General features: G+C 55.5%; 16 protein-coding genes, 1 tRNA gene and 1 pseudogene. 7 read left to right on the forward strand and 11 right to left on the reverse strand.

Features of this window, described 5'->3' with window-relative positions:
• Nucleotides 1-17: 17 nt before the first annotated feature.
• The 9 genes from VV088_RS04860 to VV088_RS04900 form a co-directional block, all read right to left on the reverse strand.
• Complete coding sequence (locus tag VV088_RS04860) at nucleotides 18-965, reverse strand: hypothetical protein (RefSeq protein ID WP_334599644.1); 948 nt, start codon at nucleotides 963-965, stop codon at nucleotides 18-20.
• Nucleotides 965-1,246, reverse strand: a complete 282-nt coding sequence (locus tag VV088_RS04865) for a hypothetical protein (RefSeq protein WP_334599645.1) — start codon at nucleotides 1,244-1,246, stop codon at nucleotides 965-967. The genes VV088_RS04860 and VV088_RS04865 overlap by 1 nt, the downstream gene beginning before the upstream one ends.
• Before the next feature lies 1 nt (nucleotide 1,247).
• Complete coding sequence (locus VV088_RS04870; protein ID WP_334599646.1) at nucleotides 1,248-1,871, reverse strand: hypothetical protein; 624 nt, start codon at nucleotides 1,869-1,871, stop codon at nucleotides 1,248-1,250.
• 92 nt (nucleotides 1,872-1,963) lie between these two features.
• Nucleotides 1,964-2,119: a hypothetical protein gene (locus VV088_RS04875; RefSeq protein ID WP_334599647.1), complete on the reverse strand. Its 156-nt coding sequence runs from the start codon at nucleotides 2,117-2,119 to the stop codon at nucleotides 1,964-1,966.
• Between the two features lie 132 nt (nucleotides 2,120-2,251).
• A complete protein-coding gene (locus VV088_RS04880; protein ID WP_334599648.1) occupies nucleotides 2,252-6,487 on the reverse strand; it encodes a SpaA isopeptide-forming pilin-related protein in 4,236 nt (1,411 codons plus the stop codon).
• Nucleotides 6,488-6,559: 72 nt separating this feature from the next.
• On the reverse strand, nucleotides 6,560-6,889 hold the full coding sequence (locus tag VV088_RS04885) for a hypothetical protein (RefSeq protein WP_334599649.1): 330 nt from the start codon (nucleotides 6,887-6,889) through the stop codon (nucleotides 6,560-6,562).
• A 570-nt stretch (nucleotides 6,890-7,459) separates the two neighbouring features.
• Nucleotides 7,460-8,422 (reverse strand): ParB/RepB/Spo0J family partition protein, encoded by a 963-nt coding sequence (locus tag VV088_RS04890; RefSeq protein ID WP_334599650.1) that lies wholly within the window; start codon nucleotides 8,420-8,422, stop codon nucleotides 7,460-7,462.
• Nucleotides 8,376-9,203, reverse strand: coding sequence for a ParA family protein (locus tag VV088_RS04895; protein WP_334599651.1), 828 nt, complete (start codon nucleotides 9,201-9,203; stop codon nucleotides 8,376-8,378). The genes VV088_RS04890 and VV088_RS04895 overlap by 47 nt, the downstream gene beginning before the upstream one ends.
• 1,113 nt (nucleotides 9,204-10,316) lie before the next feature.
• A tRNA-Arg gene (locus tag VV088_RS04900) sits at nucleotides 10,317-10,393 on the reverse strand.
• Nucleotides 10,394-10,787: 394 nt separating this feature from the next.
• On the opposite strand from VV088_RS04900, the gene VV088_RS04905 reads away from it, so the two are divergent.
• From VV088_RS04905 to VV088_RS04920, 4 genes and pseudogenes are all read left to right on the forward strand, one after another.
• A complete protein-coding gene (locus VV088_RS04905) occupies nucleotides 10,788-11,153 on the forward strand; it encodes a DDE-type integrase/transposase/recombinase (RefSeq protein ID WP_334599652.1) in 366 nt (121 codons plus the stop codon).
• A gap of 35 nt (nucleotides 11,154-11,188) precedes the next feature.
• Complete coding sequence (locus tag VV088_RS22705) at nucleotides 11,189-11,821, forward strand: Mu transposase domain-containing protein (protein WP_442913114.1); 633 nt, start codon at nucleotides 11,189-11,191, stop codon at nucleotides 11,819-11,821.
• Nucleotides 11,814-12,667, forward strand: a pseudogene (gene istB / locus VV088_RS04915) (IS21-like element helper ATPase IstB). The gene VV088_RS22705 and the pseudogene istB overlap by 8 nt, the downstream one beginning before the upstream one ends.
• A gap of 81 nt (nucleotides 12,668-12,748) precedes the next feature.
• Nucleotides 12,749-14,713, forward strand: coding sequence for a phage tail protein (locus VV088_RS04920; protein WP_334599653.1), 1,965 nt, complete (start codon nucleotides 12,749-12,751; stop codon nucleotides 14,711-14,713).
• Between the two features lie 43 nt (nucleotides 14,714-14,756).
• Here VV088_RS04920 and VV088_RS04925 read toward each other — a convergent pair whose 3' ends face one another.
• Entirely contained in the window at nucleotides 14,757-15,158 is a 402-nt protein-coding gene (locus VV088_RS04925) for a type II toxin-antitoxin system HicB family antitoxin (protein WP_334599655.1), read from the reverse strand.
• A gap of 43 nt (nucleotides 15,159-15,201) precedes the next feature.
• Nucleotides 15,202-15,384: a type II toxin-antitoxin system HicA family toxin gene (locus tag VV088_RS04930; RefSeq protein ID WP_334599656.1), complete on the reverse strand. Its 183-nt coding sequence runs from the start codon at nucleotides 15,382-15,384 to the stop codon at nucleotides 15,202-15,204.
• Between the two features lie 98 nt (nucleotides 15,385-15,482).
• Between VV088_RS04930 and VV088_RS04935 the strand changes: the two genes are divergently transcribed.
• From VV088_RS04935 to VV088_RS04945, 3 genes are all read left to right on the forward strand, one after another.
• Nucleotides 15,483-15,695: a tail protein X gene (locus VV088_RS04935; protein ID WP_300416141.1), complete on the forward strand. Its 213-nt coding sequence runs from the start codon at nucleotides 15,483-15,485 to the stop codon at nucleotides 15,693-15,695.
• A complete protein-coding gene (locus VV088_RS04940; protein WP_334599658.1) occupies nucleotides 15,692-16,279 on the forward strand; it encodes an XkdQ/YqbQ family protein in 588 nt (195 codons plus the stop codon). The genes VV088_RS04935 and VV088_RS04940 overlap by 4 nt, the downstream gene beginning before the upstream one ends.
• Nucleotides 16,280-16,404: 125 nt before the next feature.
• Nucleotides 16,405-16,815: a phage baseplate assembly protein V gene (locus VV088_RS04945; protein ID WP_160583904.1), complete on the forward strand. Its 411-nt coding sequence runs from the start codon at nucleotides 16,405-16,407 to the stop codon at nucleotides 16,813-16,815.
• Nucleotides 16,816-16,872 lie beyond the last annotated feature (57 nt).

The following is a 16,872-nucleotide window of genomic DNA, read 5'->3' on the forward strand; positions in this document are numbered from 1 at the left end:
ATTAGATTTTATAACCTTTACCGGGTATCGCCCCGGTCATAGTGCTTGGGCTTGATGGGCTGACCCTGCTCGTCATAGTTTTTCGGGTCGGCGGCGGGAACTTCCCAGCCGAACATGGAGCCGGCCAGCATCGCCGCCGCCTGCGCCTTGCTCACGCCGCCACTCTCGTTGCACTCATCCACAATCGCCAGGGCCTCCGCCCGGTCGTGACCATATTTGTCGGTATGGTAATAGCCACTCTCACCCTTCTTAACAATGATGATCTCGTCACCGCTGGGCAGCACAGCATAGCATTTTTCCGGCAAACCTGGACGCAGGGGGATCACCTTGCTGCTGCTCTCTTTCACCCATTCCGCAAACTCACGGATATGGTAAAAGCTGCCGCCAATTTCAGCGTGGCAATCGTCGATATACCGGGCCATGCGGTCAAGGCTTGCGCCCTCGCTGGTGGTGATCCGCACCATATCACCATCGGCCACCCTGAATTTCTCCTTGCCGTCCGGGGTGATGAAACGGATACCCTTTTCAGCCTGTTTCATGTGCTGGTCAAGCAAGTCCCGACGATACGCATAAACATGAGCGTGAATATCCCTTTCGTCCGGGGAGCAGCGAAGCAGGTAAGAGTAGTCTTGGGTATCAGCCCGGAACGCATATTCATATCCAGTCCCGAAACGGCTTTCCGGGTGGTCAAGGCAATAGGCAACCATCGTGGAGCGGTTTTGCAGCACAAGGCCGTACCGCTCGTCAAAGCGGAGCATATCAAGCACAATATTGAACTCCGTCTTAAACTCCGGCGTGTGTTGAGAACGCACATAAGTGTCCCAATGGTGTAGAAATATTGAGCCGCTGTTATCCAACTCACCCCACAAGCAGCCCGGATTTCCGCACCGTTCACTGATCTGCGAATACTGTTCATAGGCGTAAAGCCGCTCGGCGGGGGTGGCGGGCCGCAGGGTCATATCCATTACCGCTCACACTCCTTATCCGGCTCTTTGGGCTGTCTTTCAGCAGCCCTCGCCCTCCACTCCATCTGATACCTCACTTCATCATTGGCGCGGCCCAGCAAGTCCTTTTTCGCTTCCAGCAGGTCGGAGAAGTAGTGGCCCCAAAAATAGTTGTTCCCGCCCTTGCAGGCCCAGGTCACATACATGGGGAGTTTGCCGTCCCTCTTGCCGAACACAAATTCCGTTTGCCCGACCTGGATGGAGTCGGTGATGGTGTAGCCCTCGTTGATCCTGTCAGCCATATCAGCGTTCCTCCCTGTCCCTGGCTTTCTTTTCAGCCTGTTGTTCCTGCCGGAGAATTTCCAGATAATGCTTCGCCCATTTGGGCAGCTTTTCAGGCTCAATAACGCCGAGAATATCACTCCGCTGAAAATAGGAAGTCTTGCCGGAGTACAGCTCCGTGCAGTAACAGGCGGTGCCCCGGCTGTTGGGGGAAGCGCCAAAGCCCCCGGTACATAGCTGAAGCTGGCTGGTGGCTCGGCGGTATTCCGGGCGCAGCACCTCCTGTTTGATGACAACGATTTTCCCATGGAGGTCGTGCTGATAGCCGATGACCTCACAGCCCTCGGCGGTGATGGGGGTGTTGGGGATGCCCTGGATTTTCGGGCCGTTCAGGTCGATGCGGGTTTTCTCCGCCTGCTCCGCCACGCGCTCCCCAAACAGCTTCGCAAGTTCCGGGTAATCATCGCTGACCATGACCTCCGTGTAGCCCGCCATCAGGCCGTTGCTCTGGCAGAACGCGCACATATACCGCTCACCATCAACGCCTAACGGGTTTTCACCCAGCACGATTTCCCGGTTACCAATGTGAAACGCATGGATGATAACATAATCACCGGCCATGCGTTTCTCCTGATCTACGCTCATTTGATTCCCTCCTTATTCAAAATTTACACCGCCCTGCGTTCCGTAGGCAAAGGGCGGTGTATGTAAGTAATATAGAAAAAACCATTTTATTTTCAGCAGGCTATCAGCTTTGCCAGAAGCTCATTCACCGGCGCGGCGTCGCGGCCCTGGGCGGTCAGCTTGTTCCACCAGTCCAGCAGATATTTCCGCACAAGGCGATATTCCGCGCCGGTCAATTTGAGGTACACCTTCTTTTCCTGTTTGAACATTTGAAACAGCTCCTTTCACCACCATAGTACAGAAAAAAACAAGCGGTTTCAAATGTGCAAACAAGCAGAGATATAGATCGCTGGCGCTATGTAAGGACGGCTTTTCGGCCGTCCCTTCCCGGTTCGGGAGATTTACTCAATATCCTCCTTCTTCTTATTCTTGAAATAGGCCACACCGCAGGCCGCAGCCCCCAGGACAGAAACGCCTATCAACGCCGCCCACAACATAGGATTACTGTCATCCCCGGTCTTGGGCGTGTCCCGCAGTTCGTTGTGCATCTTCACCGTGGTGACGGAGTTGTCGCGGACTTCTGCGGTCTTATCCGCAGGCAGGACGTAGGGGGAAGATTTCTCGTCCAGCACCTCGCTCACATGGTACTCACCCACGCGCAGGCCCTCAATCACGATTTCGCCCGACGCATTAGTGGTAAATACCTGTTCGTAGCCATTCGGCCCGGTGACACGGAAGGAGAATCCCTCCACCTTGCCGTCAGAGGAAGTCTTGACGATCTTCAAACTGCCCGCCTGGGCATCGTTCACAAAGCCAACACCGGCCTTGTTCTCCACAATGACCGTCTTGCCATGCTCGTTGATCTCAAAATAGTAGGCGTTTTCATCCAGACGGAAGCCATTGGGTGCGGTGCGCTCTTTCACGAAATGACCGCCGTACTCCACACCGGCCATCTCATAGATGCCGGTGCTGACCTCGGTGAGCGTACCTATCAGCTTATCCTCGGCATCAAATTCCTTGTTGCCATTGCTGTCCCGGTATACATCAAACTCTGCGCCGGACAACTTGTTATCCGGGTAGTTTTCATCCACCTTGGTAAGCTGCACCGTGCCGCGAATCCGGGTGTTCTCCACCTCGACCTCGACCACCGCGGCATCTTTGGCAATGTTCACCGGATAGGAGGTTTCGGACAGCACAAAACCTGTGGGGCTTTCGATCTCCCGCACCAGCCAATTTCCGTAAGGAACGTGGTCAAAGCGGAAACTGCCGTCCTCTGCGGAGGTGGCGGTCATCAGGGCATTGTCGGTGGTAAATTCGGTGGTGTCAGCGCGGAACAGGCCAATGACGGCTCCGGCCAGCGACTTACCGTCATCATCCTTTTTCAGCCCGTGAATCTCACCGTAGATCAGGCGGTTGCTGATAGAAGTGCCGTTGTTGGCTTTGATCTCCACCAAAGCAGCGTCCTGACCAGCTCCCTCAAAGACAACAGGGTATTTCTCATCAGAGAGAATATAGTGATTGTCGGTAGCCTGTTCCTTCAGGTAGTAGCTGCCCAAAGGAAGGTCAGTGGTGACATCACCCTGGCCCTTCTCGTTGACGGATACGATCTCAATCAGACCGTCCGCAGGAATGGTCGTGCCGTCTGCGGCGGTCAGCTTCTCGGCAGCGTACAAACCAAAGGTGACAGCGGTAATCTCGCCGTTCATGCCGATGCCGAACAACTCATTCTGCTCCATAACCTTTTCCAGCGTGACGGCGACCTTCTGACGCTCATTGTAGATGCTGGATGCAGTTTCGGTGATCTTGACCTCCTGGCCCGCATAGGTCAGTTCTACGGAGTGAATCTCCTTGCTTGCCAGCATACCAGCAGGCGCGGTGACTTCCCGGATCATGAATTTTCCCAGATAGAGGGCCTTGCTCACCGCGCTGCCCGTCTTATCGGAGGTCACGGTGTCCACCACCTGACCAGCAGAATAGCGCAGAGTGCCGTCGGGCGTGTAGATGTCCTCGGCGGCGGTGATCTCAAACACAGCGCCGGGAAGTCCCTGCACCTCGTAGACAGGCTGGTAAATGCCGCTGTTCTCGGTCACGGTAGAGAACACCTCGCCGGTCTTACTGATCTTGATGACGCCCTTCTGCGCCATATTCGCCTTGGTCACTTCCACCACGATCAGGCCATCATCCTTGATGGCATTGTCCTCGGTCACGTCAAAATAGACGGGGGTGCTGTCCAAAACGTAGCCAAAGGGTGCGGCCACTTCGACCAGGTAATAGCCCGTACCATATTCCAGGGGTTCGGGGGTGATGAGGTAGCCCTCGCTGTTGGTGTAGAACGTGTCGATGGTAGTCATAGTGGGGTAGGTGAAGGTCTGCGACACCTTGGAACCGTCCGGGCGGAAGATCTGGAATCCCGCCCCGGCGTAGGGGATAGTCTTGCCGGTTTCTGCGTCCACCTTGACGATTTTGATATAGCTTTCAAACAGGGCGTTGTTTGCGAGATAGCGGTAGGTCTGCCCATCCTTGGCAATATAAACATCAAAGTCGGCCAGCAGCTCCCGGCCCTCCCAGCCAGACACCTGATGGACGGTGTAAACGCCATAGGGCAGGTCTTTGGTCTGCGCAAAACCGTTCTCGTCACAAACAAGGTGATCGCGTTCGGATTTCCTGGCCGCTTCGTAGCTGCCAGCGGATTTCAGATATACGACAAACTCCGCTCCGACCTCCGGGGTTTCCAACTGCGTGTCGCCGTTGTCGGTGTGCTTGATAAGGGCAATGTTGCCATTGATGACCTGCTCGGTCACATCCAGAGAGGTGCTGTTATATTCAGCGGTGTAGCGGCGGGGTTCCGCACCGATGCGGTGGCTGGTGGTGTCCAACAGATAGCCCTCGGAGGGTGTGACTTCGCGGATGCTCCAATTATCGCCGCAGGGGTAGTAGTCGGTAGTAAATTGGCCTGTGGCATTGGTGGTATAGGTGTCGATCAGCTTGTCGCCCTGATACACGCCATAGACAGCACCGGCGAGGGAGCCGTCGCCCTGGGCGTTGCCGGTTTCACCGTCCCGCTTGGTCACAGTGGCGTTCCATTTCTTCAGCCGGTTCTCAAAGGTCTTGCGGGTGACGGTGTTCCACTCAATGGCTGCGCTCTGGCTGTCGGGAACAACGTACCGCACCGGCACGTCCATTTCCTCCAGGGTATAGCCAGTGCCGATCAGCACATTACGGAAATAGGCGCGACCCGTGCGGTCGGTCACAGCGTACTCGTCCACAGGAGCGCTGGACAAGGACGTACCATAAAGGTGGAATTTCACGCCCTCCACCAGACCATCCTCGGCGGTCTTGGTGACAGCCAGATCGCCCCGGCGCAGGGTGTTATTGAAGGTCACGGTCGCCGTCTGCCCCGAAACAACTGTGACCTGCTGGCTTTCCTGGGGCGCATATTCGTTGAAAGACTGCTCGGAAACGGTGTAGACGCCAGGGGCAAGGTTGTCGATCTGAATTTCGCCCGCGCTGTTGGTCTGGACTGTTTCGTTGACGCCGTTGCCGGTAATGGTAAAGGGGATTCCCGCAATCTTGCCGTCCTCGGCGGTTTTGACGATCTTCACGCTGCCGTAGCTGACCTTGATGTTCATATAGCCCTTGATGGGGTCGGTAACGGACTGCGCGTAGGTCACAAGGTCTTGCAGCGTACTGTCAGGCCCAATGTGGCCATCCGTCCAGGTGACGATGCCCCGGCGCTGGGAGTTGTTCTTGGAGGCGGTGATGGCAGCGGGGCCGTCCGGCGCGTTGTCGGTGGTGATCGTAAGCTGATTGCCGTTGACGGAGACGCGAATGCTGGGATTGTTCGCGGCAAAGGTGTAGTCGGCCAGGACGTTGTTGGTGTCGGTCAGGGTAGCGGTATACTTTGTGCCGTCCCAGGTCAGTTCAATGTCCTGCGCTCTGTTTGTGCTGCGGGCAAAAAAGCTGGGCAGCTTGGAGTGGGCCTGAACGCTGGCAACGATACTGTTGTAGTAGCTCATGATCTGGCTGCGCAGAGGGTGATCGGAACTGATCTGGTCAAGGACTGCGGCATAACCGCCGGTGTTGACCTTGTTGAAATCGGCGTCACGCTCACCAACCACCGTTTCCCAAATCAAAAGCTGTGTCGCCATGGCGTGGGACAGCTTATCCGCGTCCTCGCTTTTCTGAGTGCGCCAACCTGTAGAGACTGTTCCCGTGTAGCCATACTGCATGATGCGTCCGATCAGCAGCTTAATGTCATCGGGCGTGATCGTTTTGTTGTAGCTGGACGGGTAGTTGTCCCAAAAGCCCTCATCCCGCTGGGTCAGCTTGTCGCCGATATTGAGGGGAACGCCGGGTTCGATGCAGTAGCAAATAGGCCCGTTATAGGTTCCCACGGTGCGCACGATGGTCTGGCGGGACGAGCTGGATGACCAGCCGTTCATATAGGTCAAGTTCTCATGGCCCCAGGTGCCCTTGTGGTAGTTCTCATCGCCATCGCGGGGGAAAGCGATCAGGTAGACCTCCGTTTCTGTTCCTGCGGCAAAGGCCGTAGTAGTGCCGATGTTGACAAGGCCGGAGAAGCACAGCAGCATTGCCATAAGCATCGACAGCCCACGCTTAAAAATGCTTTTTTTCATGGGATGTTTCCTCCTTTTTGACATAAAAAGGACGCACCGTTTTATAGGTGCGTCCAATCAGAATATTGAATTTTACGCATAACCGATATACAGATCATAGCTCCCGTCGGAGCGGCTTTCCGCCCATACCCACACATCCAGGATGGTTTCGTCCTTGGCATAGCGGTTCAAACGGCTTTGAATATCTCGTTCCAGGCAGGTGCAATGTGCGCCTGCGGTGATGGGGTTGTCCCAGCAGTCAACAGCGGTGGAGTCCAGATTCAGCCCTACGGTCTTGGCGTACTCCTGCGCATAGCTGATCCAGTGGTCGATGCTGAACGCTGGTTCAGCGGGTTCACTGGCGGCAGGCGGCGCAGGCTCCACCGTCGGCTTCGATTCCGTAGGGGGAGTGGGGGTTGGCACGGGTTCCGGCTCCGAGGGCTGTGCGGGTGTGTTGGGCGTAGAGGGTTTTGCGGTTTCTTTCTGATTATCCAGTGCAAATGTTACGGATGCCTTTACAGTCGCTTGGGGTTCCTGCGGTTGAGAGACTGCGGGCGGCTCTGCCTGGGATTCAGGCTCCGCACTGCTCTCTGTGTCCTCTTTGACCGTTGCGTTATCCACAAGTTGGTCATTACCGGCTGACAAAGCAACAGTTTCATTCTCAACAGGCTCAGCGTCCTCCAGCACCGTTTCCAACACTGGCCGGAGTGGGCAATCTTCTGATTGGGCCGGTGCAACTGCATTTGAACAGCCAGCCAGGGTTAGGATGAGCGTTGCCGCTGCGATGCTCCACAATACTCTTTTCATGGCTTTTGCCTCCTTTGGCCCCATTTTAGAGTATGGGGCCAATTTTCGCAAAGGTACAAGCTGCAAGTATCATGGAGTGCCTTTTTTCAGCCGGTACAGCAGGTTTTGAGGGGGAGAGTGTGAGAGGGGGAGGGCGTGGAAAGTGCCAAGGCCGCAAAAGGGCATACTGCCCCCCAGGTGTAAAGTTCATCGCTCCACCTCCCTCTGCCGCCTGCGGTACATCTCCAAAGCTTTCACAATGGTATCCTCAATCTTCTGCGCGGGCGTCCCCGGCGAGAAAAATTTGCTGATGCGGTCTTTGGGCATTTTGAATTGTTCTACCTGGTTGGGCTTTTCCTCCTGCATGATGGACAGGATCACATCTGCGTTCAGTTTGCCTTTCTCGGAGAAGTTACGCATTTTGATAGCTTGGGCGTGAGAGGGAGTGCAATCATCAATGGTCATGGTTTCCAGCAAAGCCTTTTGCTCGTCCTCGGTCAGATAGGACAGTTCCACGGCAGGACGTAGCGCCATCTGCAACTTGTCTTTCTCTTTCAGCACAGAATTGTCTACCATCTCCAACAGCTCCGGGACAAGGTTGGTTAAGCGGATATAGCGGTAAATTTGGGGTTGACTATCACCGCTATCCTTTCCTATTTGTTGCGCTGCTGTTATTCCTTTTAACTTCTTATCCAGTGGAGAAGAAGTTAAATCCGTCCGCTGTCCCTGCCGTTTCATAGCGTCCAGCTTCATCCGATAAGCAAAGGCTTTCTCTGAAGGTAGGACTTGCTCACGTTGGAGGTTGCTGTCCACCATGATAATAACGGCTTCATCATCGGTCAGTTCCCGGACGATACACGACACGGTGGGTAACTCCGCCAATTCCGCCGCCATTTTACGCCGGTGGCCTGACACCATCTGATAACCGCCGTCCGGTATGGGCCGCACCAGCACAGGGGAGAGGACGCCCCGTTCCCTTACGCTCTCCACCAAACGCTCCATTTCCTCGTCCATCCGCACCTTAAACGGATGGTCGGGAAAGTCGCTGATCTCTGCGGGGTCAAGGTCGATCACATAGCTGCGCTGGGCGTTGTCCCGTTCTGCCTGAGTCGAGAACAGGTCATTATAAGCCTCGTTCAGTCCCAGGTCGATTGCGGTTCCTTTGCTCAAGGGCGCTCACCTCCTCCACCAGCGCGGTATATGCCGCTGCTACTTTTCCCTTGCCATCGTGGGCAAAGATGCTCTTGCCCTCCACGCTACACTCCGCCGCCCGGACAGAAAAGGGTATCTCTGTGTTCAGCACCTGGAGATTGCTCCCGGTCTGCCGTAGGGCGGCGATGATGCTTTTGGCGTTGTTGGTGCGGTTGTCCACCATGGTCAGCAGGATGCCATCAATTTTGAGGGCCGGGTTGATCTGCCGTCTGACCTTGGCAACTGATCCCATCAGCAGCTTCAGGCCCTTGGTGGAGAGGTAGTTGGCTTGGCAGGGAATGAGAACGCTGTCCGCCGCTGACAGTGCGTTGATGGTCAGCATACCCAGCGAGGGCATACAGTCAATAAGAACATAGTCATAGTCCCGTTTGACTGCGCCCAGGTAGCTGCGCAGCACAAACTCCCGGCTCATGGTGTTCACAAGGCTGACCTCAAAACTGGACAGGCCAATGTTGGATGGGACAAGATCGACACCCTCTATGTCCTTCAAGATGCCGTTGTCCCGTGGTGAAAGATTTCCATTGTCCACAACGACTTGCATCAGGTCAGAGATGGTCGTGTCCAGTTCGTCCGGGTTCTTTACGCCCAGGCTCACCGTAAGGCTCCCCTGGGGGTCTGCGTCCACCAGCAGCACCTTTTTCCCTTGTTGCGCCAGTCCCACGCCCAAGTTGACCGTGGTAGTGGTCTTGCCGACGCCGCCCTTCTGATTGGTGACGGCAATGACTTTGCACTTATCCATGGGGTTCTTCCTCCTTCCTTAAATAGTGATAGCCGCCCATATCTTACGATAAGGACGGCTATGTAAAGGGCCGGACAGCATGGTTCTATAATTGAGGTTGGCGAAGCATAAACGCTCTCCGTTTCAATAAAATCTTCACGCTGTCCGGCCTATATTCAAAGCAAGCCTATTTGTCCTCGACACCCCGGCCTGCTATCGGGAAATCATCAGACGGCTGGCGGCATACCAGCTCCACGGGACTTTCACCCCCGGCAGGTTCTCTGTCGGCTGCTCTCATTGCCTGCGACGGCTTCACGCTGGAAAACGCTATCACGCTCGGACTGTGACTGAACAGGAGTATCGCCCCATTGCCGGTCATGGCCTACCGGGAGCCGCCCGGAATTGATAGCCGCTGGTTCTCGCTCCGCGCCGGACAAGTAGACTTCAGGCCAAAATCGATAAAGGGTGGCCTTCCAGTTCTCTGCCTTGTCCGGCACATCCTGGCGCAGCGGCTAAAGCAGCTTGCAGCAATGGGAATGTGTCTGATAAATGGGTATGAAGTTTTCAAAGATCAAACCCATTCGCCGCAGAAGCGGAGAACAGGTGAAGGGCTTTCCGTCGCCTTTCACCTAATGCACTGAAAACAGGGGGGTGTAGGGGTTAAAATCAAAATTTTTCAAAAAATTTTACAAGGCGCAAAAAGAGAGCTGCCATCGCTGACAGCTCCCTTGTGATTATTTTGATCTCTTTGAAATAAGTGCAGAACTTGTCTGCCGCACTACGGATACATTCGCCCACTAATGTTGAACTCAAATCGTCCGCATTTGATATTAGCAAAATTAAGGGGGTGCTTTTTTCTCGAATTAGCAGGAGGATGGTTTTTGGCCCTGAAAAAGCAAAATCCCTGCTAATTTTATTAGCAGGGAGCCGGAAACAGATATTTGTGGCAAAACAGAGAGGACTTGCCCCTTTTTGATGCGTTTATGGGTTGGGTGAGGTCTGCTAATAGGCTTGCTAATAAGCCTTATCGTCAAAGTGCAGGTTATCTCCAAAATGCCAATAGATTTTTAGGAAGAGAAAAGCGCCAATTTCTTGATTTTCAAACCGAAAATCGAATGAAATTGACGCTCTCCGTGGCACCCCGAACTGGATTCGAACCAGCGGCCTACCGCTTAGGAGGCGGTCGCTCTATCCATCTGAGCTATCGGGGCCTATTGACTTGTGCGAGTTTACTTGAACGATGTGCCATCCGCATCAAAGGAAAAAAGCGGATGAACCTATGTGTGCTTAGGAGGCGGACGCTCTATCCTGCTGAGCTACGGACGCATATGGAATTTTTGGTGCCACTGGCGGACGAACTACGCAGACTTAGGCGGCGGACGCTCTATCCAACTGAGCTGCGCGAGCAAATGGAATTGCACAAGCGCCTATGCTATTTTAGCCTAACTTGGTCCATCTGTCAACGAAAAAACGACTGTCAGCGCCAATGATAAAATGAAAGAAAACGCCGAGGAAAAAATGTAGTTTTGTGGCGGAGAGGAGGGAAAAAAGATAGACTCCCAATCAGGGCGAAAAAGAGCCCGGAAAGGGAGTCAGGAGCGGGAGATGGGGTTTGACGGAGGTTACAGTATTGTCAAGGCGTATGTGAGCAGCCGGAAGATGGATTTGAATGAGAAAGCAACGGTGCGGTTTGAGACGATGCCCGGAAAGCAAGGGCAGATGGACTGGGGATTCTTCGAGGATCACCTGGTGTACGAGGACGGAAAGTGGAAGAAGCTGTACTGCTTTCTCATGATTCTGGGGTACTCAAGGATGCGGTACATCGAATTTGTCACAGATATGAGCACAAATACACTGATTCGGTGCCATCAGAACGCGTTTCGGTATTTCGGAGGCTACCCGGAGGAGATTCTGTATGACAATATGTCCCCGCAAGGGGGATGCGATGGCTCTAAGCGGCAAAGCCGCTAAGAGCCATCCAAAAGCAGGTAGTCATCAAGCGGCTTTTGAAGCAGGAGGACTCCACGCTAAACCGGCAGTTTGAGGACTTCGCGGGATTCTATGGGTTCAAGCCAATTCTGTGCCGGCCATATCGGGGTCAGACGAAGGGGAAAGTAGAGCGGACGGTGCAGTTTGTCAGAGATAATTTTATGGTGGGGATCCAGTACAACAGTCTGGCGGACTTGAACGGACAGGCCCTGGCCTGGTGCAACAAGGTGAACGGGAAAGTACACGCCACCACCAACGAGATTCCCTTTGAGCGGCTGAAAAAAGAGAGACTGAGCCCTCTTACCCGTGAGTACATCATCGACAAGATCAACCTTAGGCGGGTACAAAAAGACTGCCTCATTTCCTATGCCGGAAATCAGTACTCCGTGCCAGCGGAGTATGTCGGCAAAGATGTTGCAGTCGTGGCCCTCGACAGTATGCTGGCTGCGTATTACGAGGGGAAGCAGATCGCTCTGCACCGAATATCGTACCAAAGGAAGGACATGGTTGTCAATCCTCAGCATTATAGAAGGCTTACGCTGAAACAGACAATAGATGCGGAAAATGTTCTGCTGGAACAGGGCAAAGTGATAGATTTCCCCTTGAAGCCATCGGATTTGTCCAGATATGACGAGGTGCTGTATGAGTGAATTTACTATGGACAGGCTGAGGGAAAACCTGGAAGCCCTTAAAATGAAAAACACCCTGGAGATTCTGGACAACTACCTGGAACGGGCGGTGGCGGACAAGCTCAACATTGTGGAGGTTTTGGATCACATTTTCTCAGAAGAAGCCAAATCCAAGCGGAGACGGGCCTATGAGAAGCAGATCCACTGGATAGCTCTTAGCGGCTTTGCCGCTTAGAGCTATCGCGTCCCCCTTGCGGGGAGATGTCCGGCTTCCCCATTAAGAAGACCCTGGACGACTTCGATTTCTCTTTCCAGCCCTCCATCGATAAACGCCAAATCGATGAACTGGCCACCATGCGCTTCCTGGAAAACGGGGAGAATGTGGTCTTCCTTGGCCCGCCCGGCGTGGGCAAGACCCATCTGGCCTCCGCCCTGGGCCTTGTGGCGGCACAGCATCGCTTTTCCACCTACTACATCAACTGCCATCAGCTTATTGAGCAGCTCAAGAAGGCCCATTTTGAGAACCGTCTGCCGGACAAGTTCAAGGTTCTCGCCAAGTACAGGATGCTTATCATCGACGAGATCGGCTACCTCCCCATGGACATCCAGGGCGCAAACCTGTTCTTCCAGTTGATTGCCAGAAGGTATGAAAAAACGTCTACCGTCTTTACCTCCAACAAGACCTTCTCCCAGTGGAACGAGGTCTTTGCCGACGTCACCATCGCCTCCGCCATCCTGGACCGTGTCCTGCATCACTGCACCGTTATCAACATCAAGGGTGAGTCTTACCGCCTGAAGGAACGCAAGGAATTTATGCGCCAGAAACAGCAAATCGTGAACACTCTTTTTGAACAAGGAAACGCTTAGTTTTGTTACCCCCCCCCCTCCGCCGAAAAACTACAAAATTTCTTCGGCGTTTTCTTACAATTTCAAATCGGCGTTGACACCATGGACGCGTTGGAACAGATCAACGCCATAAAATACAATGACCTGGATAGCGCCATGGAGGGCGTCAAGAGACAGGCGGAGGCTGTTCTGGTGCGTATTGGGGAACAGCTGGCCCCCTATGCCAAGGAGGGGCTGGAGTACCTGGCCAATAATGTCCTGCCCGTCGTGTCCAGCAAGCTGGAGGAAATTGTCCCAGTTGTGATAGATGCGGGAAAAGCACCGTGGGAAAACCGGGGCACTATTTTGGCCCTGGGCAGCGCGGTCGTGACCGCTGTGGGGGCTTTTAAGGGCCTGCAAGTGGCGTCTGCCGCTGTGGGTGCGGTGAAAAACCTGTCCACCATCTTTAAGGCGGCGGCGCAGGGCGGTGGGCTGTTAAACAAAGTCACGAGTATAGGAAACGTCAAGCTGGCGCTGATCGCTGGAGTGATTGCGGCGGTGGCGGCGGGGTTTGTCCTGCTGTGGAACAAAAGCGAGAAATTCCGGGAAACCGTCATGGTCCTGTGGGGCCAGCTGCAAGCCCTGGGCGGCGCCCTGGCCGATATGGCGGGCGCTATATGGGCAAAGGCCGCCCCTCTGCTGGAAATGCTGGGAAATGCCCTGCTGAACGGCCTGGAGCGGGCGGTGGACCTGCTGGCCCCCGTGGCCGGGAATATCCTGAGCATATTTACCGGGATAGCCGATTTTATCACCGGCGTGTTTACGGGCGACTGGGACAAAGCCCTGCAGGGCCTCCAAAATATTTTTGGAAATGCACTGTCCGGGCTGGGCAACCTGGCCGTGGCCGGATTTACCGCCATTCTGGAGATCGGCACCTCCATCTGGCCCGCCATTGATAACGCAGTACAGGCGGGGATCGCCGCCATTTCCAGCCGTTTCCCGGTGCTGGGCGCTGTCCTGGGGTCCCTGTGGGCCACTGTTCAAAAAGTGTGGTCCAATATCCAGGTGATCCTCCAGAACGCGATCCAGTTTGTCCAAAATGTTTTTGCGGGCAACTGGTCCGGCGCCTGGCAGAACATAGTCAATATTTTCAGCACGATTTTCAGCACCGTGGCCTCCATAGCCATGGCCCCCATGAATATGCTGGCCAACGGGGTGCAGGCCGCCATCAATTCCGTGGCCGCTTTCCTGCAAGAAAAATTCCCGTTTTTGGGCGCCCTCTTTTCCGGCTGGGCCGCCAGTATTTCCGCCGCCATCGAGAACATAAAGGCAATTTTCAGCGGAATTATTGATTTTGTCCAGAACGTATTTTCCGGGAACTGGTCCGCCGCCTGGCAGAATATCGTGGACATTTTCGGGAACCTATTCGGCATGATCGTCAACCTGGCAAAAGCCCCTATTAACGGGGTCATTTCCGCCATCAACTTTGTGCTGGAGAAGATCAACGGCATTTCTGTCACGATCCCGGACTGGGTGCCGGGCGTGGGCGGGACCACCCTGGGCTTTAACATTCCAACCATTCCCCAGCTGGCCACCGGCGGCATTGTCACCGCCCCCACCATCCTGGAGGCGGGCGAGGGCGGCGAGGCGGAGGCGATCCTGCCCCTGTCCAAGCTGGCCGCCATGCTCCAAAGCGTGGCCAACGCGCCGGAGATCCCGGACCTGGGGAACCGAGAGGACGGCCAGGAGGAGGCACCACTGGCCCAACTGGCCAAAATGCTGGACGACTGGACCAAGAACAACAAACCGGATCCACATGGGCCAGGCCAGGGCGGCGGCGGTGGCTGGGACTTCCCGGAGCCGCAGCCAACCGGAGCAAACGACGCCCCGCCCCCGGCGGGCGGCCAAAACCCGCCGGGCGGCGGCGTGGACACGATCACCTTTGCCCCCGTGTTCAACTTCTACGGGGGAGTTACCAAAGAGGAGGCCGTGGAGGCCGGGAAAGTGAGTTTTGCGGAGTTCAAGCGCCTGTATAACCAACTGAAAGCGGAGGAGCGCCGCAAGAGTTTGAGGGCGCCCACGCGGTAAGGAAAAGCGCCGCCCCTTTTACGGGGCGGCGCCGGGAGGAAATTTAGGTGGCAGCTTGATAAAGGGCAGTCAATCCATCGGTAAGCACTTTAGAAAAATTGATATGCCGCGTTTCCGCAAAGGTATTCAGCCATGCGGGGATCGTGCAGTTTTTACGCACAGCGGTATCACCGTATTTTTCGGCATAGGCGTCCATATCCAGGGAAACAAGGCTGACAAGCCCGCCGGCGTCCGCGTGAATATCTTCCATGGCGCTGGCCGCAGGGGCGGGCCGTCCCTCCTCCAGTTCGTCAAGGACCCAACCGCTGGCGGCGTCCTGCGCCATTAAAATGGCGTCGGCCAGGGTGGCCCCCTCTGTGACACAGCCGGGAAGATCGGGAACCTCTACGGTGTAGCCGTCGCCATCTTCCCACGGGGAAAAGATAGCAGGATATACAAGTTTCACAGAAATACCTCCATTCACTCTATATTGCCCCGGAGGGCGGGGCTTATTTCAACCCCGCCTGTTTCCGGATTGTTTCAATCGTTTTCGGGTGAATATCACCTTTGTGCTGTGGAATTGTGACTTTTCCGGATTTTGTCGGGTGCTTGAAATGCTTGTGCGAGCCTTTTGTGTTGTGGTAATACCAGCCGTCTGCCTTGACTTCCTTTTCTATTTCCTGTGCTGTCATAGCGTTTCCTCCCTATGCTTTTATTATACGCATAATGCGCACAAAAGTCAAGACAAAGTTACAATAAGTTATAAAAAGTTTTTAAGGAGGAGCGGACCATGGCAGGCACATATACCACCCGGCAGGGGGACGCCTGGGACGCTATCGCCCACCGGGTTTATGGCAGCGTGAAATATACCGGCTGGCTGATGGAGAACAACCACCCCCACCTGGACACGTTCCGGTTTCAGGCCGGGGTGGTCCTCCAGACGCCGGACCCGCCGGCGGACAGTCTGGCGGATAATATGCCGATATGGAGGACCGAGGCATGAGGACACGGCGGGCGTATGTGGATCTGACCTGGAACGGCGCAGCCGTGGCCGGGAAAATGAGCGGCTACCAAAAAGACGTGACCTATACAGACCCGGCCAGCGGAGAGGCGGACAGTATAGACGTTTCGATCCATGACCGGGGCGGAAAGTGGATCGGACCCTGGTTTCCCGAAACCGGGGACACCCTGGCGGCCACCATCACCCCGGACATGATCCAGTCCTGGAACTGGGACCGGAAACTGGCCGGCACCTACACCGGCGGAGAGTACACATACACGGACCCCGGAACCGAGGAGGAAATAAAGGTCAACGTGGGAGAGGGTCCCCGGATCCTGAAAGTTTCCGGCAAGGCGGACAACAAAGCCGACGCGGAGCGCAAGATCAAGGCGGCGGTGGCCAACGCCAACCATGGCGCCAGCAAAATGTCCGTGACCATCATGGGCACCGCCTCTCTGGTGGCCTCCCAATGCGTGGCCATGGTGGGCCTGGGGAAACTGTCCGGGAAATATTACATTGACCAGATCACCCACCACATCGGCGGCAGCGGCTACACCATGGACTTGGACCTGTCCCTGGTGGAATGAGGAAAACGGGACTCCACCCGGGAACCAGCGCAGCGTTCCCGGGTGGGAGAGGACGAGCAACGGAATGGAGCGTATGCCCGGCGAACAGCCGGGCGGAGCGGAAAGGAGTTTGTGAGGACGACGCCATGGGAAACGAGATCCGGCTGGGCAAGGTTTCAGCCGTGGACCACCCCGCCGGCATGGTGCGGGTGGTGTACCACGAAAAAGACGACGACGTGACCCGCATGATCCCCATTCTGTCCACGGTTTTTTCCGGGGTTTACAGTATGCCGGAGGTGGGGGATCAGGTTTTGGTCCTCCATCTGTCCAATGGCACCGAGGCCGGGGTGGTCCTGGGCCGCCCCTGGAGCGAAAAGACCAAGCCCCCGGAGGGGGCGGAAAAGCTGTACCGCCTGGACATGGACCGCGCCCCCGGCGTGGCCATGGTCCGCTATGACGGCAAGGCCAAGGACCTGACGATTCACTGTGACGGGACCCTGAACATTACGGCGGGCGGCGCCATCACCATCAACGGGAAAACCATTGACCTGAACTAACGGGGTCCCCGCGCAAGCCCAGCGCCAGCGGGTTGCGTGGGGAGAGGAGGCGCAAGG

It is taken from the genome of Lawsonibacter sp. JLR.KK007 (genome assembly GCF_036941135.1).
In the GTDB taxonomy this organism is placed as follows: Bacteria; Bacillota; Clostridia; order Oscillospirales; family Oscillospiraceae; genus Lawsonibacter.